At 54.9% G+C, this 25,940-nt stretch carries 27 protein-coding genes, 1 tRNA gene and 1 pseudogene; 12 read left to right on the top strand and 17 right to left on the bottom strand.

Annotated features, from left to right (window positions below; translation table 11 throughout):
- Positions 1-11: 11 nt before the first annotated feature.
- Positions 12-617, top strand: coding sequence for an ankyrin repeat domain-containing protein (locus EL098_RS16440; RefSeq protein WP_126357201.1), 606 nt, complete (start codon positions 12-14; stop codon positions 615-617).
- 48 nt (positions 618-665) lie between these two features.
- A complete protein-coding gene (locus EL098_RS16435; RefSeq protein ID WP_126357200.1) occupies positions 666-2,051 on the top strand; it encodes an amidohydrolase family protein in 1,386 nt (461 codons plus the stop codon).
- 43 nt (positions 2,052-2,094) lie between these two features.
- Here EL098_RS16435 and uspG read toward each other — a convergent pair whose 3' ends face one another.
- A complete protein-coding gene (uspG, locus tag EL098_RS16430) occupies positions 2,095-2,526 on the bottom strand; it encodes a universal stress protein UspG (RefSeq protein WP_126357199.1) in 432 nt (143 codons plus the stop codon).
- A 169-nt stretch (positions 2,527-2,695) separates the two neighbouring features.
- Here uspG and EL098_RS16425 point away from each other — a divergent pair, with 169 nt between their 5' ends.
- Complete coding sequence (locus tag EL098_RS16425; protein WP_126358479.1) at positions 2,696-3,982, top strand: DUF445 domain-containing protein; 1,287 nt, start codon at positions 2,696-2,698, stop codon at positions 3,980-3,982.
- A 51-nt stretch (positions 3,983-4,033) separates the two neighbouring features.
- Here the strand turns inward: EL098_RS16425 and EL098_RS16420 are convergent, their stop codons facing one another.
- The 3 genes from EL098_RS16420 to ycaC form a co-directional block, all read right to left on the bottom strand.
- Positions 4,034-4,927, bottom strand: coding sequence for an alpha/beta hydrolase (locus tag EL098_RS16420; RefSeq protein ID WP_197718524.1), 894 nt, complete (start codon positions 4,925-4,927; stop codon positions 4,034-4,036).
- 66 nt (positions 4,928-4,993) lie between these two features.
- Complete coding sequence (locus EL098_RS16415; protein WP_126357198.1) at positions 4,994-5,512, bottom strand: nuclear transport factor 2 family protein; 519 nt, start codon at positions 5,510-5,512, stop codon at positions 4,994-4,996.
- A 62-nt stretch (positions 5,513-5,574) separates the two neighbouring features.
- On the bottom strand, positions 5,575-6,198 hold the full coding sequence (gene ycaC / locus EL098_RS16410; RefSeq protein WP_126357197.1) for an isochorismate family cysteine hydrolase YcaC: 624 nt from the start codon (positions 6,196-6,198) through the stop codon (positions 5,575-5,577).
- A 274-nt stretch (positions 6,199-6,472) separates the two neighbouring features.
- Between ycaC and EL098_RS16405 the strand changes: the two genes are divergently transcribed.
- Positions 6,473-6,853, top strand: coding sequence for a DUF4354 family protein (locus tag EL098_RS16405; protein ID WP_126357196.1), 381 nt, complete (start codon positions 6,473-6,475; stop codon positions 6,851-6,853).
- 45 nt (positions 6,854-6,898) lie between these two features.
- Complete coding sequence (locus EL098_RS16400) at positions 6,899-7,237, top strand: DUF1294 domain-containing protein (protein WP_126357195.1); 339 nt, start codon at positions 6,899-6,901, stop codon at positions 7,235-7,237.
- Between the two features lie 144 nt (positions 7,238-7,381).
- Here the strand turns inward: EL098_RS16400 and EL098_RS16395 are convergent.
- Positions 7,382-7,458: transfer RNA gene (locus EL098_RS16395), tRNA-Arg, on the bottom strand.
- Positions 7,459-7,641: 183 nt separating this feature from the next.
- Here EL098_RS16395 and folD point away from each other — a divergent pair.
- The 4 genes from folD to malI all read left to right on the top strand — a co-directional run bounded on the left by folD (position 7,642) and on the right by malI (position 11,604).
- Positions 7,642-8,508, top strand: a complete 867-nt coding sequence (gene folD, locus EL098_RS16390; RefSeq protein WP_126357194.1) for a bifunctional methylenetetrahydrofolate dehydrogenase/methenyltetrahydrofolate cyclohydrolase FolD — start codon at positions 7,642-7,644, stop codon at positions 8,506-8,508.
- Between the two features lie 2 nt (positions 8,509-8,510).
- The gene (gene ybcJ, locus EL098_RS16385; protein WP_038474910.1) at positions 8,511-8,723 is read left to right on the top strand and encodes a ribosome-associated protein YbcJ; all 213 of its coding nucleotides are present in this window, start codon (positions 8,511-8,513) and stop codon (positions 8,721-8,723) included.
- A gap of 294 nt (positions 8,724-9,017) precedes the next feature.
- Entirely contained in the window at positions 9,018-10,517 is a 1,500-nt protein-coding gene (locus EL098_RS16380) for a PTS transporter subunit EIIC (RefSeq protein WP_126357193.1), read from the top strand.
- Positions 10,518-10,587: 70 nt separating this feature from the next.
- On the top strand, positions 10,588-11,604 hold the full coding sequence (gene malI / locus EL098_RS16375; RefSeq protein WP_126357192.1) for a Mal regulon transcriptional regulator MalI: 1,017 nt from the start codon (positions 10,588-10,590) through the stop codon (positions 11,602-11,604).
- A gap of 310 nt (positions 11,605-11,914) precedes the next feature.
- Here the strand turns inward: malI and rnk are convergent, their stop codons facing one another.
- From rnk to citC, 11 genes and pseudogenes are all read right to left on the bottom strand, one after another.
- Entirely contained in the window at positions 11,915-12,325 is a 411-nt protein-coding gene (gene rnk / locus EL098_RS16370; protein ID WP_126357191.1) for a nucleoside diphosphate kinase regulator, read from the bottom strand.
- A gap of 160 nt (positions 12,326-12,485) precedes the next feature.
- Positions 12,486-13,863, bottom strand: a pseudogene (locus tag EL098_RS16365) (GntP family permease).
- A 280-nt stretch (positions 13,864-14,143) separates the two neighbouring features.
- Positions 14,144-14,302 (bottom strand): hypothetical protein, encoded by a 159-nt coding sequence (locus EL098_RS23230; protein WP_164716885.1) that lies wholly within the window; start codon positions 14,300-14,302, stop codon positions 14,144-14,146.
- A 91-nt stretch (positions 14,303-14,393) separates the two neighbouring features.
- On the bottom strand, positions 14,394-15,200 hold the full coding sequence (gene rna / locus EL098_RS16360; protein ID WP_126357190.1) for a ribonuclease I: 807 nt from the start codon (positions 15,198-15,200) through the stop codon (positions 14,394-14,396).
- A gap of 131 nt (positions 15,201-15,331) precedes the next feature.
- Positions 15,332-16,795, bottom strand: coding sequence for an anion permease (locus EL098_RS16355; RefSeq protein WP_126357189.1), 1,464 nt, complete (start codon positions 16,793-16,795; stop codon positions 15,332-15,334).
- A 22-nt stretch (positions 16,796-16,817) separates the two neighbouring features.
- A complete protein-coding gene (gene citG, locus EL098_RS16350) occupies positions 16,818-17,729 on the bottom strand; it encodes a triphosphoribosyl-dephospho-CoA synthase CitG (RefSeq protein ID WP_126357188.1) in 912 nt (303 codons plus the stop codon).
- Entirely contained in the window at positions 17,701-18,252 is a 552-nt protein-coding gene (citX, locus tag EL098_RS16345; protein WP_126357187.1) for a citrate lyase holo-[acyl-carrier protein] synthase, read from the bottom strand. Before citX ends, citG begins: the two co-directional genes overlap by 29 nt.
- 3 nt (positions 18,253-18,255) lie before the next feature.
- Positions 18,256-19,776 carry a citrate lyase subunit alpha gene (gene citF / locus EL098_RS16340; protein WP_126357186.1) on the bottom strand — a complete coding sequence of 507 codons (1,521 nt, stop codon included), beginning with the start codon at positions 19,774-19,776 and terminating at the stop codon, positions 18,256-18,258.
- A gap of 9 nt (positions 19,777-19,785) precedes the next feature.
- Positions 19,786-20,694 carry a citrate (pro-3S)-lyase subunit beta gene (gene citE, locus EL098_RS16335; protein ID WP_126357185.1) on the bottom strand — a complete coding sequence of 303 codons (909 nt, stop codon included), beginning with the start codon at positions 20,692-20,694 and terminating at the stop codon, positions 19,786-19,788.
- Entirely contained in the window at positions 20,691-20,987 is a 297-nt protein-coding gene (gene citD / locus EL098_RS16330) for a citrate lyase acyl carrier protein (RefSeq protein ID WP_126357184.1), read from the bottom strand. The genes citE and citD overlap by 4 nt, the downstream gene beginning before the upstream one ends.
- A 3-nt stretch (positions 20,988-20,990) precedes the next feature.
- On the bottom strand, positions 20,991-22,058 hold the full coding sequence (gene citC, locus EL098_RS16325) for a [citrate (pro-3S)-lyase] ligase (RefSeq protein ID WP_126357183.1): 1,068 nt from the start codon (positions 22,056-22,058) through the stop codon (positions 20,991-20,993).
- Positions 22,059-22,564: 506 nt separating this feature from the next.
- Here citC and dpiA point away from each other — a divergent pair.
- Positions 22,565-23,260: a two-component response regulator DpiA gene (gene dpiA, locus EL098_RS16320; protein ID WP_126357182.1), complete on the top strand. Its 696-nt coding sequence runs from the start codon at positions 22,565-22,567 to the stop codon at positions 23,258-23,260.
- A gap of 29 nt (positions 23,261-23,289) precedes the next feature.
- Here dpiA and dcuC read toward each other — a convergent pair whose 3' ends face one another.
- The gene (dcuC, locus tag EL098_RS16315; protein ID WP_126357181.1) at positions 23,290-24,669 is read right to left on the bottom strand and encodes an anaerobic C4-dicarboxylate transporter DcuC; all 1,380 of its coding nucleotides are present in this window, start codon (positions 24,667-24,669) and stop codon (positions 23,290-23,292) included.
- 407 nt (positions 24,670-25,076) lie between these two features.
- Between dcuC and EL098_RS16310 the strand changes: the two genes are divergently transcribed.
- On the top strand, positions 25,077-25,490 hold the full coding sequence (locus tag EL098_RS16310) for a DUF2946 domain-containing protein (protein ID WP_331852845.1): 414 nt from the start codon (positions 25,077-25,079) through the stop codon (positions 25,488-25,490).
- Positions 25,491-25,557: 67 nt separating this feature from the next.
- On the top strand, positions 25,558-25,935 hold the full coding sequence (locus EL098_RS16305; protein ID WP_126357180.1) for a copper-binding protein: 378 nt from the start codon (positions 25,558-25,560) through the stop codon (positions 25,933-25,935).
- Positions 25,936-25,940 lie beyond the last annotated feature (5 nt).

The following is a 25,940-nucleotide window of genomic DNA, read 5'->3' as shown; positions in this document are numbered from 1 at the left end:
AGGAGAACACGATGTCTGAAAAAGAGCTGGTTACCGGGTTTCTGACGGCGGCCTTGAACGGGGAAGCCGCTGAGCTTAAAGCCTGTCTGGAACGTGGGGTGGATATCAATGTCACCAACCGCCAGGGAAGAACGGCGGTAACCCTCGCCAGCCTGGGCAAAAAATATGACTGCGTTGCGCTGTTAATAGAGGCGGGAGCTGACATTAATCTGCAGGATGAAACCTGTTTTAATCCCTTCCTGATTAGCTGCCTGAATGACGATCTCAATCTGTTACGTCTGTTATTACCGGCGAAGCCTGACCTGACTCGCCTGACCCGCTTTGGCGGCGTAGGCATCACGCCCGCCAGCGAAAAGGGGCACGTGGAGATTGTGCGCGAGCTGCTGGCGTACACCGACATCAACGTCAATCACACCAACTTCCTCGGCTGGACGCCGCTGCTGGAGGCTATCGTGCTGAACGACGGCGGTAAAAGGCAGCAGGAGATAGTTTCCCTGCTGCTGGAGCATGGCGCTAATCCTCATATGACGGATAAATACGGCAAAACGCCGCTGGAGCTGGCCGAAGAGAAAGGCTTCCGCGAAATTGCTCAATTGTTGAGAGAGGCGGGCGCATAGCGGCCGCAAACCTTATGTTCATAAATATCTCAGGGTAGAAAAATAAAAATGACTGAAAGAGAAAAAAGCCGTCGCGACTTTATCAGCGGCAGCGGCAAGCTCGCCGCAGCCTGTGCGCTGTTCGGGGCTAGCGGAACCGCAGTCTGGGCTGCGAATGCCCCGGCCAGGGGTTGTGAGAGCGGTAATCAGATGAAAGCCATTAGCGAAAAACACTACTACCTGGATAACGTTCTGCTGGAGACCGGGTTTAACTACGAGGGCGAAACCGCCGTCAGTACCCGCACCGAGCTGCACACGCTTGAAATCAAAGAGGGCAAAATTGCGGCATTGCTTGCAAATAAATCGCACCCTGATAGCTCGCTGCACGCTTACGATGCCGGCGGCAAACTGCTGCTCCCGGCGATGCGCGATATGCACATTCACCTGGATAAAACCTTCTACGGCGGCCCATGGCAGGTACATAACCGCCCGGAAGGCACCACCATCATGGATATGATCGCCTACGAGCGCAAAATTCTGCCTGAGCTGCAGCCTTACACCCGCGAGCGTGCCGGAAAGCTTATCGACCTGATTCAGTCCAAAGGCTCAACCATCGCCCGCAGCCACTGCAATATTGAACCCGTCTCAGGCCTGAAAAATCTTGAAAACCTGCAGGCGGTGCTGGAGCAGAGAAAGTCCGGGCTAAGCTGTGAAATTGTCGCGTTTCCGCAGCATGGTTTACTGCTTTCAAAGTCCGAACCCTTGATGCGCGAAGCGATGCAGGCCGGGGCCCACTACGTGGGTGGTCTGGATCCGACCAACGTTGACGGTGCGATGGAAAAGTCTCTCGATACCATGTTCCAGATTGCGCTCGATTATGACAAAGGCGTGGATATCCACCTGCATGAAACCAGCCCGGCGGGCGTCGCGGCGGTGAATTACATGGTGGAAACGGTTGAGAAGACCCCACAGCTCAAGGGCAAGCTGACCATCAGCCACGGTTTTGCGCTGACCACCCTCACGCCGCAGCAGGTGGATGACATCGCCACTCGCATGGCGGCCCAGCAAATTAGCCTCGCCTCTACCGTGCCTCTCGGCACTTTGCATATGCCGCTTAAACAGTTGCAGCAAAAGGGCGTGCTGGTGATGACCGGCACCGACAGCGTGATTGACCACTGGTCGCCTTACGGGCTGGGGGATATGCTGGAAAAAGCCAACCTATACGCGCAGCTTTACGTTCGCCCGAGCGAGCTTAGCCTGTCGCGTTCGCTGGCGATTGCTACCGGCAACATTTTGCCGCTGGACGATAAAGGCAAACAGGTGTGGCCGAAGGCAGAGGACGAAGCCAGCTTCGTGCTGGTGGATGCATCCTGCTCCGCAGAGGCCGTGGCGCGTATTTCTCCTCGTACCGCAACGTTCCATCAGGGGAATTTAGTCTGGGGAAGCGTGATTTAACGCGATCTAAAATAGCCTGCAAAAGCAGGCTATTTTTTACCTCTTATCTGACAACGAAGACCGGCAAGCGAGCGTGGCGAATAATGCTGGAGGCGTTAGATCCCAGCAGATGAGTGGTAATAGACGGATTCTTGGAGCCCACAATAATCACATCGGCGTGGATCTCCTGCGCAACCTCATTCACTTCATCCCGCACCGAACCGTAGCGAATTTCCAGCACCACGCGCTCTTTGGGCAGAGAGAAATGCCCACGTAATTCTTCCATCTTTTCTTCGGCATTTTTCTTCAGGTACTCGTCGAATTTACGGATGTCAGAGGAAAAACCATGGGTATTAAACAGCGGGGATTTAGGCAGAACGTACAAAAGATGGAGGGTGCCCTCAGACTCCTTTGCCAGATATTCAGCATGGCGAATGGCTTTATCCGTCAGCTCCATTTCAAAAACATCTACCGGCATTAAGATGGTTTTATACATCGTTAATCTCCTTTTGGTCACGTTTCCTCTATCCTGGCACAACGTGGCGGGAACGCCGTGATCTAAGCCATTCTTTTGCCCTGGCCCGTTTGCGGTAATAACGCCACCGCCCGGAGGTTACGCTGTACCATGACTGGCTGGTGACAGAGACAGGCGCTAAGCTTAAGTGATGGAAAAACTAAACGAATTAAAGCGTGCAAAAAGACTGGCGCTCTCGCTTTTGCTGACTGCCGCCGCGACGTTTGTCGCCACTTTATTCCTGCCGCCCAGTTTCTGGGTTAGCGGCCTGAAAGCTATTTCCGAGGCGGCGATGGTCGGCGCGCTGGCGGACTGGTTTGCGGTGGTGGCGCTGTTTCGTCGCGTACCCATCCCGTTTATTGCCCGGCATACGGCTATTATCCCGCGAAATAAAGACCGAATCGGCGAGAACCTTGGCAAGTTTGTGCAGGAGAAGTTTCTCGACACCCAGTCGCTGATTGACCTTATCCGTCGCCATGAACCGGCGCAAATGATGGGAAACTGGTTTCGCCAGCCGGACAATGCGCAGCGGGTCGGGCAGCACTTGCTCAGGGTCATGGAGGCGTTTTTATCGCTGACGGACGACGCGCGAATTCAGAGCCTGATACGCCGCGCGGTGCACAAGGCGATTGATAAAGTCGACCTCAGCTACTCCAGCGCGCTGCTGCTGGAGAGCCTGACCAAAAACAATCGCCACCAGGCGCTCCTCGACTCGGTAATTTCTCAGCTGCTGGCGCTGCTGGAGAAGCCGGCCAGCCGTGAGTTTATTGCCCGCCAAATCATACACTGGCTTGAAACTGAACACCCGGTGAAGGCCAGAGTGCTGCCAACTGAATGGCTGGGAGAGCAAAGCGCGGAGCTGGTGTCCGATGCGGTGAATTCCCTGCTTGATGACGTCAGTCAGGACAAAACGCACCAGCTTCGTCGCGCCTTTGACAGCGCCGTTCAGCGACTTATCGACACGTTAAAAAATGACCCTGAAATGGCCGCCAGAGCGGAAACGATCAAAAGTTATCTGAAGCAGGATGAGAAGTTTAACCTCTACCTCGGCGAGCTCTGGAACGATCTGCGCGGCTGGCTGAAAACCGACATCGCAAGCGAGGACTCCAGGCTGCAAAAACGCATTGCCGAAGCAGGGCAGTGGCTGGGGGAAACGCTGATGGCTGATGCCTCGCTCCGGGCTTCGCTGAATGAACATCTCGAGCAGGCGGCAAGGCACGTTGCACCCGATTTCTCTGCGTTTCTCACCCGTCATATCAGCGATACGGTGAAAAGCTGGGACGCAAAAGATATGTCGCGCCAGATTGAGCTGAATATTGGCAAAGACCTGCAGTTTATCCGTATCAACGGCACGCTGGTGGGGGGCTCAGTCGGGCTCTTGCTGTATTTACTTTCACAGCTGCCGGCTGTGGTTGCGGGCTGGGGGCTTCGGTTTTAATACACGGGACGTAAAGCCCCGTGGGTTCAACGAAGTGGAGCAAGCTGTCAGTCAAAGATACTCTTTGAGGAAGGCCAGCCCCTCTTTTAACGCCGCCTCTCCCTCAGGGTGAGACGTTTTGTCCTTAAAGAATTGAATAAAACCATGCTGCTGCTTTTCAAATATCCGGATGCTGGCTTCCACGCCTGCTTTCTGCAGGGCATCAACATAAGCAATACAGCCATCAGCGAGGGGATCATAACTGCCGACAGAAACTAACGTGGGAGGAAGACCAGCCAGCTTTGCATGAGCAGGTGAGAGCAGCGGATCGTCAAGCTCCATGCCCCTCGGGATATAACACGCCATCACATTTTTCATGACTTCCAGGGTAGGGAAGTTGGTCTCGCCATACTGCGAAAACGAATTTGTCGTCAGGTCAAGATCTGCCACCGGGTACATCAGCCACTGCGCGCGAATGGTCACCGCCTGATTATCGTTTGCCAGCCTGCTGACCACCGCAGCGATGTTGCCGCCGGCGCTGTCTCCGGCGACAGCAATTCTTTGATTATCGATGCCGAGGGTGACCGCATTGCCGTAAATCCACAGCAATGCGCCGTACACATCCTCAATGCCGCACGGGGCCGGGTATTCCGGGGCAAGGCGGTAGGCAACGGAAACCACCATTGCGCCGGTGCCGTTTGCCATGGCGCGAGCCAGGACATCATGGGTATCCAGATCGCCGGATACCCATCCTCCGCCATGGGCAAAAAGTATGGCCGGAAGCTTTCCTTGCTGACTGGCGTTTGTCGGCGTGTAGAGGCGAACTTCAATCCTTCTTCCCGCTGACAGCGTGATTTTACGCGTTTCCAGTTTTTTAATAACGTCGGGTTCTCCGGCCATGGGGATCATGGCCCGATAGTCGCTACGCATCTGTCGGACAAATTCGTACAAAGGAAGGGTGAGCATTAGCGTCTCCAGAGTCATGGGTAAGGGGGCACAGCAGGCGGCTACCTGCCGTGTCCAGGGCGCTGATTATTCTTTACCAACGGTAAAGGTGTTTCCTTCCCCGGCATGATGCCGAATCACCCATTTTCCGCTGGCGCGGAAAGAGGCCGCTGAGGCATAGGTATCTTCCATAAACTGGAAATAGACAATTTTGCCGTTTTCGACCCGTGCTTTAATGGCGAAGGGGGAGGTGAAGGTCTGGTTTAACGCCACGGAGGTATAGGTGAACTGGCCAAAAACCGCCACCACGTCTTGCTCGGCAAAAAGATCGCTGATAGCAAAGTTATCGACATGCCAGTAGGTTCCTACGTTAGAGAACGTATCGATATAAACCTGCCGCCCTTTAGTGGTGCCCGCCCAGGGTTCAATCTGCTTTAACTCCGGGTTTTCAAAGTTAAGCGACGTGTAGGTGGCATGCTCATCCACCAGCAGATTTGCTGCATTTGCGACGCTATCTTTGTCCGTATTTAACAAAAAGGCGTAGACCACATCTTTCGGTAACCCGGTAGTCAGCGCTTTTTGGATGGCTTGATTTTTCTCACTCATAGAGACCTCATTGCTTTCTCCAGCCGCTGAATGCGTGCCGGAGAAAGCTTGTGAATGAAAGATTATTTAGCAGTTAGCTTGTTAAAGCTGGTCATCAAATTGCGGTAGTCCGGGATATGGTTCGCAAACAGCGCACCCAGGCCTTCAATATCATTGCGCCAGTCGCGGTGAAGTTCGCAGGCTACGCCGAACCAGCTCATAAGCTGCACTCCAGCCTGTGACATGCGATCCCACGCCGCATGGCGGGTGATCTCATTAAACGTCCCGGAAGCATCGGTGATGACAAATACGTCAAAACCTTCTTCAATGGCAGACAGCGCCGGAAACGCGACACAAACTTCCGTGACCACACCGGCGATCAGCAGCTGTTTTTTACCGGTGGCCTTGATGGCCTTAACAAAGTCTTCATTGTCCCAGGCGTTGATATTGCCCGGGCGAGCAATGTAAGGCGCATCGGGGAAAATCTCTTTCAGCTCCGGCACCAGCGGCCCGTTTGGACCCTCTTCGAAGCTGGTGGTAAGCACGGTTGGCAGCTTAAAATACTTAGCCAGGCTCGCCAGAGCCAGCACGTTATTTTTGAACTTGTCCGGCTCGATATCACGGACTAAGGACAGCAATCCGGTTTGATGATCGACCAGCAGGACGGCTACGTCGTTCTTATCCAGCCTGATGTATGGCTTACTCATGATTAACTCCTTTCATTGAGAACAAGGTGCATTGCACCGGAACTCGCCATTCATAAATAGAACAATGAAGGCGCAAAAATAAGCGTAATTGAGAAGACGTAATTGCTGTAGAGGCGATAACAGGCATCAGTGTTCTACTTTTGGAACATGGCCGAAAAAGGGAAAGGCCGACTTATTTACTGGCAGTTTAGTTGAGAGGAACTACTATTGCCCCAGGGCTGTGGACTTGATGTCTGCAGTGACTGAGAGAGTAACCCTAAAGAAAGGACTTGATATGAAAGCATTCGCTGCTATTTCCACCCTGGCGCTGGCCAGTTTCTCTTTTTCCGCCGCCGCAGCCGTTCCTGAAACGATTGCCGTCTATGCCACGCAAAAATCAGATGGCTCAATGTCCGTCGGCGGGAAAAGCGCCTATACCAAAACCTTTGAAGTGATGGTGGCAAACCTCTCCGATAAGGACGTTGACTTGTCGAAAGTCTGCCTGAAAGCCACTGCCCCGGATCATAAAGAGTTTAAGCTGGATACCGTGGATGAAGACCTGACGAAAGGCCACCTGAAGGCAGGTAAAACGGTTAAAGGGATGGCCGTCTTCGCCTCTGAAGATGCGGCGGTTTATCGTGCGGCGCTGGTGACCCTGTCCGACGAATGTAAGTAATCTTATTGGGCAGCCCTTATGGGCTGCTATCTTCTGGCCAGTCCAATGAATCTCAACCATTTCTGTTATTTACTTCTGGTGCTTGCGGCTATCGCCAGCGCATGGATGCCCACTCCTTTTGTTATCTGGCTGCTGCTGGTGAATGTGCTCACGCTTGCCGTTTACGGTGGAGATAAGCTGGCTGCGGTTAAAGCCTGGCGACGTGTGCCGGAGATAACATTGCTTGTCTTTGGTCTTGTCGGCGGCTGGCCCGGTGCGATGTTGGGCCAGCAGCTTTTTCGACATAAAACGCAAAAGCGGCCTTTCAGGCGCTGGTTTTTTATCAGCGTGGTGCTGAATCTTGCCTTTGTGTGTGGCGTTGGGTATTGGTTTTATCTTAGTTAAATGGGGAGCAGGTCAAAGGGCCTCTTTATGCCACTTGATTTGGGGGATATCGCTGAGTTGACGGAGAGATAACCCAGGACAGCAAAATCCAGCCATTTCAGGGAAAACGAAGGAAAATTCACTAGAGGTGTGTTGACTTGAAAATGGTACGCCCTACAGGGTTCGAACCTGTGACCTACGGCTTAGAAGGCCGTTGCTCTATCCAGCTGAGCTAAGGGCGCACTGGGGAATGCAGCTTAGTGCGGGTTGGATTATACGGTCAGCACCTCTTGAGTCAATGGCTTTTCAACCACCTGCGCGACAATTGAGCATAAAGCCACATCAGAGCCTGACAGCGGGGCGCGCATCTGACAAAATAGAGCCAATCCCCTTCCTTTAAGTTTACAGACGGAATTCTCTCTCTGATGGCAGCAAAGATTATTGATGGTAAAACGATTGCGCAGCAGGTACGGCTTGAAGTTGCTGAAAAAGTAAAAGCCCGAATTGCCGCAGGAAAACGTGCCCCTGGTCTGGCCGTTGTACTGGTGGGAGCGAACCCTGCATCCCAGATTTATGTCGCGAACAAACGCAAAGCCTGTGAAGAGGTCGGTTTCGTTTCCCGCTCTTACGATATGCCAGAAACCACCAGCGAGGTGGAGCTGCTGGGGCTGATTGACGCTCTTAATGCTGATAAGGAGATTGACGGCATTCTAGTCCAGCTGCCGTTACCCGCCGGGATTGATAACGTTAAAGTGCTTGAGCGTATCGATCCGGACAAAGACGTAGACGGCTTCCACCCGTATAACATTGGTCGCCTGTGCCAGCGTGCGCCGCGCCTGCGCCCGTGCACGCCGCGCGGTATCGTTACGCTGCTTGAGCGTTACAACATCGACACCTACGGCCTGAATGCGGTGATCATTGGCGCATCCAACATCGTGGGTCGCCCGATGAGCATGGAGCTGCTGCTGGCCGGCTGCACCACCACCGTGACGCACCGCTTCACCAAAAACCTGCGTCAGCACGTTGAGAACGCGGACCTGGTGATTGTGGCGGTGGGCAAACCGGGCTTTATTCCGGGCGAGTGGATTAAAGAAGGCGCAATCGTGGTGGACGTCGGCATTAACCGCCTGGAAAGCGGGAAAGTGGTTGGCGACGTGATTTATGATGAAGCGGCCGCCAAAGCCTCGTATATTACGCCGGTTCCGGGTGGCGTTGGCCCTATGACGGTTGCCACCCTAATCCAGAATACCTTGCAGGCCTGCGAGGAATATCATGATGTCGATGGAGAGTAATAATGGCGACCTTCTCATTAGGTAAACATCCCCACGTTGAACTGTGCGACCTGCTCAAGCTGGAAGGCTGGTGCGAAAGTGGCGCACAGGCAAAAGCGGTGATTGCCGAAGGCCTCGTGAAGGTGGACGGTGAAGTCGAAACCCGCAAGCGCTGCAAAATTGTCGCGGGTCAGACCGTAACCTTCGAAAGCCTGAGCATCACCGTTCAGCCTTAAGCCTGCCTGGCCCTCTCCTTCGCGGAGAGGGTGGGATGAACTCTCCTTGCTGCAGAGGGAAGGAGAGTTAAATAAGCCTTCATTCTGTAGATCTAAAACCACATCAACACCAGGCTTAAAACCTGCGTCACTTCAAATATTCGATAACAATATGGCAACAGCGCATAATTCAGTTGCGGGGCAAAATACGTTTCGGCACTCTGAGTAGAACGTTCTACTAGAACGTTCTACTTAACATAAAAACGCGTGAACAGACAAAACGCGGTTACTGCGTCTGCACCGGGGGAAACGTCCATGAGCCTGTTGTCCAGTGTTGTAAAATCGTTATCAAAGCTTTCCATGATTGGCCGCGCTTTAATGCTGCCTATCTCTCTGCTGCCCGCCGCAGGTTTACTGCTGGCGTTCGGCGATAAGTTTCACTTACCGTTGATGATGAACGCGGGCGGGGTCATCTTTGATAACCTGCCCATGCTGTTCGCCATCGGTTCCGCCGTGGGCCTGGCCTCGGAGTCCGGGATTGCCGCGCTCTCTGCGTCGGTGTCGGTGTTTATCATCAATATCACCATCGGCACCGTGATGCACATCACGCCGGAAATGGCCTCTGCGGGCGGTAAATATGCCATGGTTGTCGGTATTCCGACGCTGCAAATGGGCGTTTTTGGCGGGCTTATCTCCGGTATTCTGGCGGCGTGGTGCTACAACAAGTTCCACACTATGCAGCTGCCGGAGTTCCTGGGCTTCTTCTCCGGCAAACGGTTTGTCGCTATCGCCACGGCATTCCTCTCCTTCCTTCTGGGGATGGTGCTGCCGTGGGTCTGGTCCTATATTCAGTCCGGCATCGATGCGCTGTCGGTGGTGGTGAACGGGGATAATCAGGCCGCGTCGACCTTTATCTTTGGCCTGGTTGAACGTGCGCTTATCCCGCTGGGCCTGCACCATATCTGGTACCCGTCTTTCTGGTACTCCTTCGGGGAATACACTACCCATTCCGGGCAGGTGATCCACGGCGACCAGACGATTTGGTTCAAAATGCTGGAAGAGGGCGTGAAGTCCTTCAGCAGCGAAAGCTACCAGAATGCCGGTAAGTTTATGCAGGGCGAGTTCCCGCTGATGCTGTTCGCGCTGCCTGCCGCCTGCCTGGCGATGTACCACGAAGCCAACACCAAGAATAAGAAAATTGCCTCCGGTATTCTGTTCTCCGCGGCGCTGACCTGCTTCCTTACGGGTATCACCGAGCCGGTCGAGTTCACCTTTATCTTTGTCGCGCCGATCCTGTATGTGTTCAACGCGGTGATGGCCGGCCTGTCCTACATGTGCATGTACCTGCTGCATGCCCATATCGCCAAGTCGTTCTCCGCCGGGATGATCGATTACATCTCCTTCGGCATTCTGCCGTCCTTTAACGGCTACCAGACTAACTTCCTGATGGCGGTGGTGGTGGGCGTGCCGATGGCGCTGATCTACTACTTCACCTTCCGCTTCGTGATCCGCCGCTTTGACGTGAAAACGCCGGGCCGCACCGAAGTGACCGCTAATGCCGGGGATAAGACTGATACCGAGCTGGCTGGCGATATCATCGGCCTGCTGGGTGGGGCGCCAAATATCAGCTCCGTCGGCTCCTGCATCACCCGTCTGCGTCTGGAAGTGGACGACAGTTCGATGGTCGACAAAGACGGCCTCAACAGCCTGGGCGCGCGCGGCGTGGTGTTCGTCGGTGACTCAGGGATCCAGGTGATATTTGGTGCCAGAGCGCAATTTATTGCGCAGACGATGTCGACGATGATCGGTAAATAATGTAATACCTTTCAGCCTCCTGTATGTTTCTGGAGGCTGAAATTTATGGATGCGCGGTTGCAGGAGTGGAATGAAAAAGGTCAATATCATTGATGTCGCGGAGCTGGCGGGCGTATCGGTTTCGACCGTTTCGCTGGTACTGCGTCAGAAAGGCAAGATCTCCGAGGCGACGATTGATAAGGTCAACGCCGCCATTAAAACGTTGGGCTATGTGCACAACGTTGCTGCCGCTAACCTTCGCTCCAGCACCTCCAACCTGATTGGCCTGATCATCCGCGATTTTAACAACTCTTTCTCGGTCAACGTCACCGCAAGTGTGGTTCAGCAGCTTGAAAAGCAAGGCTATATGGTATTTCTCGGCCAGCCGCGTGATGACGAACAGCAGCTTCGCAATTGCCTGACGTCGTTTCATCAGCAGGGGGTTGCCGGAGTGATTTATCTGGCTGCCGACAGCCATTCCGCTGAGGTGCCTCAGGCTATCTCCGAATGCCCGCTCCCCACGGTCATTATCTCTGAATCAACCATTACCAGCGCGCGCGACGTCATTGGGCGGGATAATCGCCAGGCAGGTAATCAGGCCACGCGTTTTCTCATTGAGCGCGGGCATCGAAATATCGCCTGGCTCGGCGGCACGAGAAGCTGCCTGATCCGCTCCGAGCGGCTATCGGGCTACCGTAATGCTTTACAACAATATGGTTTGCCGTTCAGGGAAGAGTGGGCGCCGGAGTGTGCGGACGATACCTCGGCATCGGCCTTTGCCACGCGCATGATGCTGGAAAAAAGCAACCAAATTACCGCCATGCTGTGTCATTCACCGGCGGCGATTATCGGCGCTATCACCGGCATTCAGCAGGTCGGCCGCACGGTAGGGAAGGACGTCTTCTTAACGCAGCAGGTCTCGCTGATTGGCTTCGAGGACATGATGTACATTAATCTCACCTCGCCGAGCTTTACCTATGTTTCGGCCTCCAGCGAAGAGACCGGGTGGCAGGCCGCTTCCCTGATTGTCAGCAAAATCAAACAGCCGGAACTCCCCGCGCAGAGAATTATTATTTCCGGCGAATTGGTGCCGCGCGAATCGGCGTAATCGAAAGAGTAAGTTTTTCTCATTATTGGTGATGCTATTTCTCCCCTGATAATTAATTCTATTTTATTAACCTTGCTTAAGCGCAGCCTTTTTACCTTTCTGTTTTTGCTGAGTTTTACTTAAATACCCGAAGGAAAAATGTGGTCAGCCCGGACCTTTGCAGGCAAGAAAGGGATTCAGGAAGCAAAGTTTTACCGCTCGAAGGGGAATTAAGCCGGCCCTCTGCCAGAGAGAGCGGGAAAACAGGAGGGGGCCGTTGGCCCACCTCCTCAATTTTTGCTCCGGCAGCGAGAGCGGAAGAAAAAGAGAATTAACGGTGGAACTCCCCGGCGGCTTCCGGCTGGTATTGCAGCGCCAGAACTTCGAGGTGAGTCTGGCCGCCGTTTGGCAACGTCCAGTTGATGGTGTCACCCACCCGCAGGCCCAGCAGCGCGGCGCCAACCGGCGCCATCACGGAAAGCTGATTGTCGCTGTCGGTCAGGTTCGCCGGGTAAACCAGCGTGCGAACGTGGACTTCCTGGGTGCTCAGGTCACGGAATTCTACGCGGCTGTTCATGGACACAACGTCCGGCGGCATATTTTCCGGGCTGCACATCTCAGCGCGATCCAGTTCAGCGTTTAGCGCCTCTGCCAGCGGGGCTTTGGCGTACTGCGGCTGTTCCAGCAGGCGGTCAAGGCGTTCGGCATCTAGTTCGTTAATGATGATGGCAGGTCTGGACATAGTTCTCTCCATGTAAAAAACAGGGCACTCATGTGCTGAAATCGTACAAAGAAAAACCCTCACCGAAACCGGCGAGGGTTGTACATGTAACCTCGATGATACTGAGCTTAGTCTTCAGTTGAAAGCGAGATCGGTCAAATTTTGATTTTACCCACTCTGCTTACAAAATCACGCTGCCCAGCGCCGCCAGCAGGAAGGCGATAGTCCCGATCAGCGTTTCCATCACGGTCCAGGTTTTCAGCGTCGTTTTCTCATCCATCTCCAGGAAGCGGCCTACCAGCCAGAAACCTGAGTCGTTCACATGAGACAGCACGGTGGCGCCGCCAGCGATGGCAATAACGATAAAACAGAGATCGAACTGGCTGAGGCCGGTTGTCGCTTCGACCATCGGTGAGACCAGCGCCGCGGTGGTGGTCAGCGCAACCGTTGCCGAGCCCTGTGCCACGCGAAGGGCGGTCGAGATAACGAATGCCGCAACGATCACCGGCATGCCTGTGTCCGAGAGCACGCCAGCCAGCGCATCGCCAATACCGCTCGCGCGCAGTACGCCACCAAACATGCCGCCCGCGCCCGTCACCAGGATGATGCCGCAGATAGGGCCGAGCGCGCCTTCGCAGACTTTTTCCAGGTGCTGGCGGCTGTGTTTGCCGCTGAAAACTATCAGCGCAAAAAATACGGTGATCAGCAATGCAATCGGCGTTTTGCCCAGCATGCGCAGGAAGTTTACCAGCGTGTTGTCCGCGCTGACCCAGCCGAGTACCGCGGCGGTATTGAGGCCGGTGTCGAGGAAGATCAGCACCAGCGGCAGCAGTAAAATCGTCATCACCATACCGAACGACGGCGGCTGATGATTCTCGTCCACCTCGATTTTGCCGAGGAAGGAGCTCGGTAGCGGAATATCGAATTTCTTCCCGGCATACAGCCCGAAGAGATAGGCGCCGATGTACCAGGTCGGGATGGCGATAATCAGCCCCACGACGACCAGCAGGCCGATATTCGCCCCCAGCAGTTCACTGGCGGCAACCGGGCCTGGATGCGGAGGCAAAAGCGCGTGCATTACCGCAAAGGCCCCGGCGGCCGGGAGGGCATATTTTAGAGTCGAGCCACCAAATTGCTTAGCCACGCTGAAAATAATCGGCAGCATCACCACCAGGCCCGCATCGAAGAAGATCGGGAAGCCAAACAGCAGCGACGCGACGCCAAGCGCGAGAGGCGCACGGTGGGAGCCGAAGGTGCCTACCAGCGTATCGGCCAGTACTTTCGCCCCGCCGGAGATCTCCAGCAGTCGGCCGATCATCGCCCCCCAGCCCAACCAGTAAGGCAACGCCCGCCAGCGTGCTGCCGAAGCCGCCCAGAATTGTTGGAACAATTTTATCGAAGGGCACTCCCGTCACGAGCGCAACAATGACGCTCACCAGTGTCAGCGCCAGGAAAGCATGTACGCGAAAACGCATGATCAAAACGAGCAGCAGCACGACGGAACAGGCTGCGATGCCCAGCAGGGTTCCAGCGCCTAAACTTGTTGTTATTTCGGTCATTTTATTTCCCCAGAGCCGAATTTTTAGATGAATACACCGGTTATGTGTCATCAGGTGAAGCTGATACCGGTAACATGATATCGGTAACATTGGGGAGGCTGTAAACGAACTCTGTCATGTTTGTTAACATTTTGGGATGAAGTTCAAACAATCAAAATAATCAGAGCGAAAGGTGAGCGGAATAATTGTTTGGTTGAGCGAAATCTGACAAGCGCCCGGCCTGAACGGCCTTTGGGGTTAAGGAGGAGCGGGCCGCCATTTCGCAGAGGCCCGCCCGATACTAACGAACATTTTGCTCTGCTATCGGCAGCAGAAGCTCTTTGAGGATCTCATAGCGCTGCTGAGGTGAGAGCCAGACGAAGCCCAGCAGCTTCTGCTTTTTACCCTCGCGCTCAAACTGAGATTTTAGCTGCAGTAGATAGCGTTTTGTTCTGTTCATGGTGACCTCCAGTGCTGTTACCTGAAGGCTATAACCAAAAAACCTGAACAAATAGTGATGCGATTAATTTTTGACTTCAGTATTTAAGCGCTCAGTAGCCAACCGCATCCAGACGGAAGCTTTTCCCGCAGTTTCCCGGGTGTTTTTGCGGCGCAAACGAGGCGCCCTGCAGCGGCTGGTTGATCTTATCCGCCAGCAGCGAGATCTGCATTTCGGTGAGGTAGGCAGGATTTCCGTCGCAGGTAAGCTTGATGGCATCCACAGCGTCGCTGCCCCAGCTTTGCTTCACGGCTTTATTGAATGCCTTACGCGTCACTACCTGGCCGTAGTTCCGGGCAAGAAATTTTCCGAACTCGCTCTGCTTCACTTCACCGTTAAGCCGCACCATGGTGCCGAAATAGTCGTCCGGGTTAAAACCAAAGCAAACGCCGTGTTTCGCGTATTCGTAACGCTCAAGGCAGGACTGGCCGCCGGCACCAGGCATCACGCCCGCCAGCTTTGCGGCCATGTCGGCGGACAGTCGGGTGTCCGGCGCCGCACATTTATTTGAGGCTCTTGCTTCGGCCATATTCGGGATCGGGCGAGTCGCGCAGCCGTAGCGCATCCAGCGTTTTTCATCCACGCCGCGAGCCGAGATGGATTTTGGCAAGCCAGGCCAAAGGCCATGAACGGTAAGGAATGCGCTTTTATCGGCCTGTTCCTGCTGAGATTGACACTCCGCAGGCTCGTTGCGGTTGCGATCGTGCATGCTCTGGCAGAAGCCGGTTTGCCAGGAAAGGGCCAGCACGTAGCGGTCAAAATCCCCGTACTGGCTGGGCTGCAGAGAGCCGGCATGGGCGGCAACAGCAGGGAGCAGGGCGGCGGTGAGCAGTAACGCTTCTTTCCACGGTGAGTTCATACGGGATTCCGTGCGTGAATTAGGGGTTGATGTTGATGATTAAACCATAAAAAAAGCCGATCGGCTTTAGCTGACCGGCTTCTGCGTTTATCGGGACAAGCAAGATTCAGGGAGTGAGCGAGCCCGCAGCGTTAGCTCCAGAGCGCCAGAATCGGCCAGCCCACCAGCAGCAGCATAGCGATATAGATAACCCCAAAAATGGCGCCCAGCCGCCAGTAATCTTTTGACTTAACGTAGCCGCAGCCGTAGATAATCACGCCCGGCCCGGTGGCATAAGGCGTCAGGCAGCCCATGATACCAATAGAGAGTACGAGCAGGATGCACAGGTGCTCCATGGGGACGCCCGGGATGCCTTTGCCGACGGCAAGGATCACCGGGAGCATAGTTGCCGTATGCGCCGACAGGCTGGCGAAAAGATAGTGGGCAAAGTAGAACACCAGCACCAGGACTATCACGGTGGTATTTGGCGCAAAGCCTTCCAGATGCGTGCTCATCGTGTTGGCGAACCAGTCGATAAAGCCCGAGCGGGTCAGGCCGCTGGCCATGACCACCAGCGTTGACAGGTTCACCAGCGTATTCCAGGCGCTGTGATATTTGGTTATCTCTTTCCAGGGCACGACGTGCAGCGCCAGCATCAGGGATACCGCCAGCAAGCCAACGGCGGTGGCATCAATTATTTTACCGCCAAACACCCAAAGGCCGAGGCTAAGCAGCACCAGGGCGATCAGCGTAAACTCCTTGCGCGTTAGGGACCCCATCTCTTTTAACGCTTCACCCGCCCAGCTGGAAACCTCTTCGCTATGGGTAACTTCGGGTTTATAGAGAACGTAAGAAAGCCAGGGGGCCACGATCAGCAAAATGACACCGACCGGCAGGAAGCTGAGGAACCACTGCAGCCAGCCTATCTGTATGCCCGCGATCTTATTCACAAACTCCAGGCCCAGCACGTTAGGCGCTGCGCCGGTGACAAACATGGAGGAACTGAGGCTGGTACTGATGACCATCATCCACATCAGGTAGCCGCCGATGCGGCGTGAGGAGGGATCGTTGGGGAAGGATTTGAACAGCGGCGGCAGATTTTTAATGACCGGGAAAACGGTCCCGCCCGTACGAGCGGTATTCGAGGGCGTGAAGGGCGCAAGAAGGATATCGATAATGACAATCGCATACCCTAACGTCAGCGTGCGTTTCCCCATAAACTTGACCATAAACAGGGCTATCCGGCGGCCCAGGCCGGTGACTTCGTAGCCCAGCGCAAAAATAAAGGCGCCGAATACCAGCCAGACGGTGGTGCTTGAGAACCCGGCCAGCCCCCATTTTAACGCCTGCTTGCCCGCTTTAAAGGCGGGGTCCGCCAGTTCCGAGGCGTCGAACAGGAGATAATTGCTGCCAATGACGCAGATGGTCACGGCGATAAAACTGATGGCGGTTGCCGGGATAGGCTCGAGGATCATTCCGACGATCATGGCGACAAAGACGGCGAAAAAGTGCCAGGCTTGAGGAGGCATGCCGTCAGGAACCGGAATGAGCAGCATCACGGCCATGACCAGCAGCGGGGCCAATAATTTCCATATTTTATCTTTTGAAACAGACATAACTGATTCTCCAGGGGCGGTTTTATAGTGATGTTGGTGTGGTGTTGAAAGATGAAATTTCGGCTAAAAACCAGGTGACGATCAGCAGATCGGCACTGCCACCCGGGCTGAGGTTGCGTGCAATGCACTGCCGATCGAACCTCTGTAAGCGGGGAAGATTAGCGGCCTGCCGCATCCCTCCCTGGCGCAGCAGGCGTTTTGCGGTGCGCTTAATCCATTCCAGGCCTTCAATGCCGCCGCGCGAGGCGACGTTGGTGTCGTCATTGCTGGCGATTAACAGCAGCAGGGTATCGAGCAGGGCAAGATCCGGGTTTGAGCCCGCAGCCTGTTGCGCTTTAAAGTGCGGCAGAGCCAGCTCAATCACCAGCGGGTAGCCCGCTTCTGCCTGACCCCGCGCGCCTGTCAGGCCAAACTGCCGGTAGAGACGCTTTCCCGCTGTCTCCATCCCATTGTGTTTTAACAATTCACGCTCGGTTAACCCGCGGCAAAAAGCGGCGACGGTGCTGCAAATGCTTTCTGGCGAAATGTTTTGGCGTTGGGCGTACAGGCGGCCAATGGCGGCGAACACCAGGCCGAGGGAAAAAAGAGTGCCTTTGTGGGTGTTAACTCCCGCCGTGACGTTAAACATGGCCTCTTCGCAGGCCAGACCCACCGGGCGAAGTACGCTGAGCACCTCACTCTCTCTGAGGTGGAGGGTCAACGCGCCCTGTTCCATAAACCTTGCCAGCCAGCGGTAAATCACCCTGGCGCTGCGGTAAAAGTCTTCGATCGTCATATCCCGGTGGGCTCCGCAGTTGTCGCGATCGACCAGGCCGGGTTTCGGCGAAAGATTGACCTCCGCGAGCATGGCCTGGTATGCCTTTTCACAGTACCAGGCCACTATTTGCCGGGGGAGGGGCGTTTTTCTACCGTCGGCTTGCGTAGTCGGCATCATTTAACAGTGACTCCATCCTGGCGGTAAGATCCTGAAGCGAATGCGTTTGCGCGCGAGCGCAGCAGGATGCCTCCTGCTGGCAGAGCAGACACTCTCTCGGCGGCAGAGAAAAATCCTTGCGCGACAGGATGTGGCCTTCAGCATCAAGCACATCAATATCCCAGAGCCTGCCAAGCGGATGCGACTGCTCAAGATCGATGGCGGCCCGTTTGACCTGATTCGCCGGAGCAGCGATCGCCAGCAGCCCTTCCGGGCCGGTTATCAGCGGGAAACAGGCCTGCTGCCTGATTTCCCAACCTCCTGCCTGAGCAAGCCGGCGCAGCGCCCGGATCCCGTGATTAAAGATGCGGCGCGTTAGCTCGCTGTCTTTAACCGGGCCGGGCGAAACAACGGTAAAGGAGATCAGGGTGGCAGGGCGGCGGCTAAGCCACGCCTGCTGTCTTGCCCGGCGTACGTCCCGGCTGGCAAGAATCTCCGGGAGCGAAACCGCCCGCTGGGTGGCCGAAGTGACATAAAGAGGCATTCTTTACTCCTTTATCTGGTGAACGAGGTCGATCACTGAGCCGTCGCGATAGCGCACCACGGCAATCACTTTGTCCGTGAATTCGATGGCCTGAGGCGGGCCGGTGAGGATGGTGGCCCGCTCGCGCAGCCACTCGATAGAGACCAGGGGCACGCCCGCCTCTTTAAGACGTTCGGCCAGCTCCGGGCGCGCCGGGTTGACGGCGATGCCGTGGTCGGTCACCAGAATGTCGATGCCTGAACCCGGCGTGACGCAGGTTGTGACCTCATCGACCAGCGTAGGGATGCGCCCGCGCACCAGCGGCGCAACGATAATCGACAGCGCAGCGGCGACGGCGGTATCGCAGTGGCCGCCAGAGGCACCTCTCAGCACGCCGTCGGAACCGGTAAGGACGTTGACGTTAAAGCGGGTATCGATTTCCAGCGCGCTCAGGACCACCACATCAAGCCTGTCCACCGAGGCACCTTTTGACCCCCAGTTGGCATACTGATTAGCGCTGATCTCAATATGGTCCGCATTGCGGGCCAGCGAAGCGGCGGCGGCGCGGTCGAAGCTTTGTACATCAAGCAGCTTTTTAATCAGCCCCTTTTCGTGCAGATCTACCATCGTGGCCGTTATGCCGCCCAGCGCGAAATCTGCGGTAATCCCCCGGCTGCGCATTTTGTCTTCCAGAAAACGGGTGACGGCCAGCGAAGCGCCACCGGTACCGGTTTGCAAAGAGAAGCCCTCTTTGAAATAGCCTGAATGGGTTATTACCTCTGCGGCGCTGCGGGCAATCAGCAACTCCCTTGGGTTGGATGTCATTCGGGTGGCATCCGCGCCAATTTTATCGGCATCGCCGACGCTATCGACCTGCACTATCCAGTCCACGCGGTCCTGCTGGAGGCTGGCGGGGCTATGGGGATAGGGAAGAAGCGCCTCCGTCAGCAGGACCACCTGCCGCGCCGCGTCGGCATCGACCTTCGCATAGCCCAAAGAGCCGCAGCAGGCTTTGCCGGTGTAGCCGTTAGCGTTACCGAAGGGATCGCAGGAGGGAACGCCGAGAAAGGCGACGTCAATGGTGAGTTCACCGCTGTTGACCAGGTGTACCCGCCCGCCGTGGGAGTGGATTTGTACGGGCGTCTGTAATAAGCCACGTGAAATTTCCTCCGCCAGCGGGCCGCGCAGGCCGGAGGTGTAAATGCGGCTTACCACGTTATTGCGGATGTGTTCGATGAGGGGCGCGTGGCAATCACTGAGCGAACTGGAAGCCAGCGTCAGGTTTTTAAACCCCATGCTGGCGATGGCTTCCATCACCAGATTCAGCGTCAGGTCGCCGTTACGAAATGCGTGGTGGAAGGAGATTGTCATGCCATCGCGCAGGCCTGAGCGTCGTATAGCCTCTTCGAGCGTGGCGCAGAGCTTTTTATCTCTTGGCTTATGCGATTGCAGATTCAGCTTGGAGGCGTTTTGATACGCGGGAACATTGTCTCCGGCTGCCTGCTGCCAGCTTAGGATGCGCTGCTGTCGTTGATTCTGAGTCATGATTCTTCCTTATTCTTCACGAATGCCGGAAAGCCGGGCACGGGCGAGCACCAGACGTGCCCGCTCTATCACCGGGCTATCCACCATCTTGCCGTTCAGCGAGACTACGCCACGGCCTTCCTGCGCTGAGGATTCTGCTGCCTCAATGACGCGGCGGGCATGCTCGACTTCTTTTTGACTTGGGGCATAGAGGTTGTGCAGCAACTCAATCTGGCGCGGGTTAATCAGCGATTTACCGTCGAAACCCAGCTGTTTTATGTGGGCGGCTTCCTGCAGAAACCCTGCTTCGTTGTTGGCGTCGGAATAGACGGTATCGAAAGCCTGGATGCCAGCCGAGCGGGCGGCCTGAAGAATCGAACAGCGGGCGAAAAGAAGCTCTACGCCTTCCGGCGAGCGCTCCGTTCTAAGATTGCGAACATAATCTTCCGCCCCTAAAGCGATGCCGATGAGGCGCGGGGAAGCGTGGGCAATAGCCACGGCCTGGGTGATCCCCTGCGCGGATTCAATAGCAGCCAGCAGCCCCGTGCTGCCGGGCTCGCGGCCGCACTCTTTTTCTATACGGGCAATTTCGGTTTCGATATCGGTAACGTCCTGCGCCGTATCCGTTTTTGGCAGGCGAACAATGTCGGCTCCGCCGCGTACCACGGCTTCGAGATCGGCCAGCCCGTACTCGGAGTCCAGGCCATTGACCCGCACAATGGTTTCAGTTTCGCGATAGAAAGGGTGCTGCAGCGCGTGATAAACCAGCCGACGCGCGGCATCCTTCTCACGAAGGATGACTGAATCTTCAAGGTCAAACATCAGCGCATCGGCGCGGTAAATAAACGCATTGCTGACCATGGCGGCATTGGCACCGGGCACGAACAGCATGCTGCGCCGGGTGCGATCTTTTCGCTGTAAAGCGGCTGCGGAACTCATTGATTCTCCTCCCACGGAAGGGCGCTCGCGTCGCTTGCGCGAACCAGAAGCGTTTCAAGTCGGGCACGCAAAATGCAGTCCAGCGCGCCCTTATCGTCGACGATGAGCTGAACGCCGCTAACCTCATAGCGCTCAAGTATTTCCAGCAGCGTGGCGCGGATAATCTTGCCGAATTGCTTTTCAACGCTGCTGTTGAGTTGCAGATCGATCTCCGGTGTAGCGAGCGGGGCGATGCGGATCATCACATCACCCGACTCAAGAGTGCCGACAACGGCTGAGCGGGTAATTTTCATTTTTCACCTGTGGTTAATGCGGATTCCGGGGGCATGGCCTGGCGTTTTTTTTTGGGCGGCGATCATGCGCTGTAAGTAATCTCTGGTGGCTTCCGGGACCAGATGTTCGAGGGTGGCGAGATCCTGTTTGACCAACAGCTGGCGGACCCATGAAGCCGAAATATATTTCCCCTGATAAGCCAGACGCTCAATTTCTACCAGCTCAATGGCGGGGGCGTTTGAAGAGGTATCCGCAAGTCGGGTACGCATATCCCGGTTGTAGTCAGCGGTGACCTTGCAGTAGGGCTCGGTACCCACAAAGCGATGCGTTATTCCCAGCGCGGGCGCGAGGTGCTCGCGGAAAATCTGCAGATCGATCTCGGTGTAACAGTGGTTGATAACGCTCTGCTCTTTGATGAAATAGCAGGGGAAAGTGGCGCGTGAAATCATGTATTCAGATCCGCGGTGCACGGTGATCCTGTCGATATCACCCGATCCGGCACGAACCAGCGCGAGGCGATCCTCATACGGGAAACGTGACGTATCTTCTTTCACCATAAAGACGTGTAGCCAGTCACATTGCGAGGCGGCCGTTTGTATCAGATGGCGGTGGCCTAGCGTGAAAGGATTGGCGTTCATCACAATGCAGCCAATTTTTTTGCCGCTGCGTCGCAGCGTTGTCAGGTAGCTCGCGTATTGTTGAAGCCGGGTGGCACTGTTTTCCATCAGCACCATGATGTTGGGGACGCGTGCCAGCGGGTAAAAACCACACTGCCTGAACAGCACTTCGTTTTCACTTTTGGTGTAGATGAAGAGCTGGGTGTATTGCCTTTCATAGGCAAGGTTGATGAGCTCGGTGGCGAGCGTCAGCGCCAGCCCTTCGCCACGAGCGGATTGGTCTATCGCCACGCATTTAATGATATTGCCGGCGATGCCGCCGCAGGCAATCAGCTGCTGGTCGCGGCTGATGGTAATAAAGACCTCTACCGTCGTGTCGATGCTTAAATCGTTTGCACGCAGGAAACGCGTGATGTCCGCCATCTTCCTGTTCTCTGAACGCCTGACCCGATCGAAGACGATATTTCCTGGCATGAGTTGAAAAGTCCTGTAATGTTTTTTGTTACGAGCTGCACCTGGTTATTTCACATTTAGCAAATAATTAACTTTTTGTTTTCAATCAGGGATAAAGTAATCATTAATCCTTAAGGGGGATTGCGTACGATCGTACGAACTATTTGAAGGGGGAATTTTGATTTGTTTCACAAAGGGTTGAGTGGTTTTTATGGGTTTAATGGTTTTTATTTTTTTAATTAACTTCGCCGTGCGGAGGGTCGTGGTTTTTATATGTTTAATTGATTTAATTTGTGTAATCTGTGACGATTCAGGGAAGCGTTGAAGGGCGATTTTGAAACAAATTAATGACATCTTTCCATTTATATTGAATTTAAAACAGCGCAAAAAAAGGAATTGGCGATGTTAAGTAGAATCATTGTTAATAAATATCGCGTTATTCGACTCACCCACTTTCCGCAGTTTTTTTTCTACCGGCAAACAAGCTGCCCGGCATTTTGGTTATCGTTCGAAAGTGAAAATGAGTTATGGCACAAAATCTTACGGTTCTGATAGTAGAGGACGAAACATCGCTGGCCGAAATGCATGCCGAATTTATGCAGACGTTTTACGGCAGCGGGCCGGTGTGGCTGGCCGGGAACTTAGCGCAGGCAAGAATCATGATCGAACGCTTTAAGCCTGAACTCATCCTGCTGGATAACTATTTACCCGACGGCCAGGGCACCACGCTATTACATGAGCTTACCGAAGCCCGCTATCCGGGAGGGGTGGTGTTTGTGACGGCGGCCAGCGATATGGAAACGGTGGCCGATGCCGTGCGGTGCGGCGTCTTTGACTATCTGGTGAAGCCTGTCGCCTATGAACGCCTCGGCCAGACGCTGGTGCGTTATCGGCAGCGTATGGCGATGCTGGCCGGGAAAGATATCGCCAGCCAGCGCCAGATTGACGAGATGTTTAACGCTTACGCCCGGGGGGAGCCAAAAGAGTCGCTTCCTGCGGGTATTGATGCGCTAACCCTGAGCAAGGTGAGGCAATTATTCACCGACAGGCAGGTACGCCATACGGCGGAAACCGTCGCCGTAGCGCTCAAACTCAGCCGCACAACCGCCCGACGATATTTAGAGTTTGCCGCAGCCCGGCAGGCGATCGCCGCCGAGATTGTCTACGGCAAGGTGGGAAGGCCCCAGCGTATCTATCGCTTACCCGATAAGATTGCCGGGTAATCTCATTACCCGGCATCAAGCCTGACGGGCTACTGGCCGATAACGGCGGCGGAGGGCACCAGGATCTCGGTGGCGATAATCACCACGATAAGCCCCACGGCGATCGGCACAGAAGTGCGTTTGACCACCTCGAAAGGCGAGATTTTCGCCATCCCTGCGACGGCAACCACGACGCCGGATACCGGGGAGATGGTACGCCCCAGGTTGGAGGCCTGCAGCATCGGGATGGTCAGGTAGGCCGGATTAATTCCGGAGGAGTGGGCCAGCTTCGGGATCATCTCGACGAAGGCATAAAACGGCGCATTGCCGGAGCCGGTAGTCATTGCCGCCAGCATGGTCAGAATGACCAGTACCAGCATCAAAATAATGCTTGCCGAGCCAAACGAGGTGGCAATCGAGATCAGGCTTTGAATAAAGCCGATGGTGCTCAGGCCTTGAGCAAATACCCCGGCGGCCACCAGCAGCATCACCACGTTAGCAAAGGCATCGGCCATGCCGCGGTAGCACACCTCCATCCCCGAGAAGACGTGCTGCGTATTGAAGCTGCGGAAAAACTCAATCAGCGCGGCTATCAGAATGCAAATCACCAGAATGGTGATGATATGCAGCTGTGGGCCCCATTTCCCGTCGAAAATCAGCACGCCGATGATCGGAGTAAACGGCAGAATGGCGTAGAAAGAGGGGGCGGTGGTCTGGATTTCGCTCACGTCGAGCATTTCGTGGCTGATGTGCTCTTTTTTATCGAGATAGCGCTGCCAGAAAAAGTGCGCAATCGCCATGCTGACAATGGCCGCAATGGAGATTGGGATGGTGGTTTTAAAGGCAAAATCGACCAACGACATTTCAGAGGCCTGCGCAGCCAGCACGACGTCGCCTGAGGTCGGGGCCAGAATAATCGCTGCCGGAGAGGCACAGATGGCCGCCGCCGCGCCGCGGCTGATGCCTACGTTGACCATCACCGGGAACAGCGTTGCCATCAGCAGCACGCCCAGGCCCGTGGCGGACGACACCGCGAGCGACATCAGGCAGGCGACGAAGTAGGCGGCGATCATCAGTAAATAGGGCGAGTTGATGAACTTCAGCGGCTTCGACGCCAGTTTGACCACGACGTCATTAGCGCCAATGTGGGTCATGTAGGCGGCGAAACCGCACAGCATCATGATCATCATGCCGAGGTCGCCACCGCGGCTCATCAGCAGGATTTTGACGTATTCAAAAATGTCGGTAGCCGTGTAGCCGGTGCTTTCCGTGTCGGATGGCAACACTTTATGCCCCATCAGGGCGCTGACGATAAGCAGTAATAACCCGCCGACAAACAGCACGCCGGTGGCGGAGTAACCTTTGATGATGTAGCGGGCAACGCCCACAATCACCACTACCCCAATAATAAGTTCCAGAATGGTAAGCATAATATCCCCTGGTGCGTTAAGGCGCTCTTCGGCGTCCTGACGTTTGTGGCTAAAAGAGGTCTTCGTTCAGAAATTAAGAATAGTGATTTTTTAGAGCTGGCTATCCAGGGCTAAGAATTTGCCTCAGAACTCGCGACGAGTTACTGATGAGCGTCAACTTTCGTTGCAACGGTTCTGTTTTAGTCGAGTGTTTTGCTATGGATATGGCAATTATCCATATTATCAATCTGCCTTTTGTCTTTAATTTGGGCAAATCTAGCGGATTAAATCTGCAATGCGTTACAAAATAAGGTTGGGTATTTTGCGGAATTGTTAATTGAAGCGCTTTTCGTAAAGCTAGTAAAAATAACTTTCTAACGTGGCGCGGGGATGCTTATACTGCCCATCACTTTTATGTCGGGGTTTTTATGCTGCACACCTCTCTCTGGTCGACAAGCCGCTGGCGCTTTATCAGAAAGCATCTTTTGATGCTGCTGTTGGCGTTTGGCTGGTTTTTTGTCAACAGTCAGGTGGCGGTGGCATCTTACGATTGCCCGGTTGATATGACCGCAGGCCCTATGGTGGCCCCGCATTCTGGCACCATGCAGATGTCCGATAAGGCGATGCAGGCCAAAATCGGCAGTCCGCTGTGCGAGAAGCACTGCGTCCCTGACGTAATGCAAAAAGACAACGGGCACAGCTCGCTGGTGGCATTACCGGTTGTTGACTCTCTGGCTCTGATTGAGCCTCAGTGTTCGACGGTCGTCGAGTCCACCCCTTATGTTAACCCGCCTGCAACAGGTCCCCCGGCAACGATTCGTTTTTGCCGTTTTAGAGAATAACTCCAGCACCGTCACTGTTTTGGGGCTTAGCCCTTTTCCCTTTTGACCGTGTTTCTGGAGATAAATTATGTCTAATATCCTTCGTTCTGCTGCGGCCTGCGCGCTGCTCGTTGCTGCCTCTTTCCCTGCGTTTTCCGCTGAAACCACCCACGATATGTCCTCAATGAAGGGGATGTCTGATATGCCAGGCATGTCGATGTCTTCTGACGCCTCACCTTCCACTACCGTCTACCACACCGAAGGCGTAGTAAAAAAAGTCACCGCCGATACGGTAACCATTTCTCATCATCCCGTCGCCGAACTTGGCTGGCCGGCGATGACCATGACGTTCGCTCTGCCTAAGGACAACTCTTTGCCTGCGTTGACGGTAGGGGAGAAGCTTGCTTTCTCCTTCACCCCGCATGCGGCCGGGTATCAGCTGGTTTCCGTAACCCCGCTTAAATAACCGAG

This window comes from Cedecea lapagei (assembly GCF_900635955.1).
Classification (GTDB): Bacteria; Pseudomonadota; Gammaproteobacteria; order Enterobacterales; family Enterobacteriaceae; genus Cedecea; species Cedecea lapagei.
Note: the sequence above shows the minus strand (reverse complement) of the source record. Positions and strands in the feature narration are given on the sequence as shown.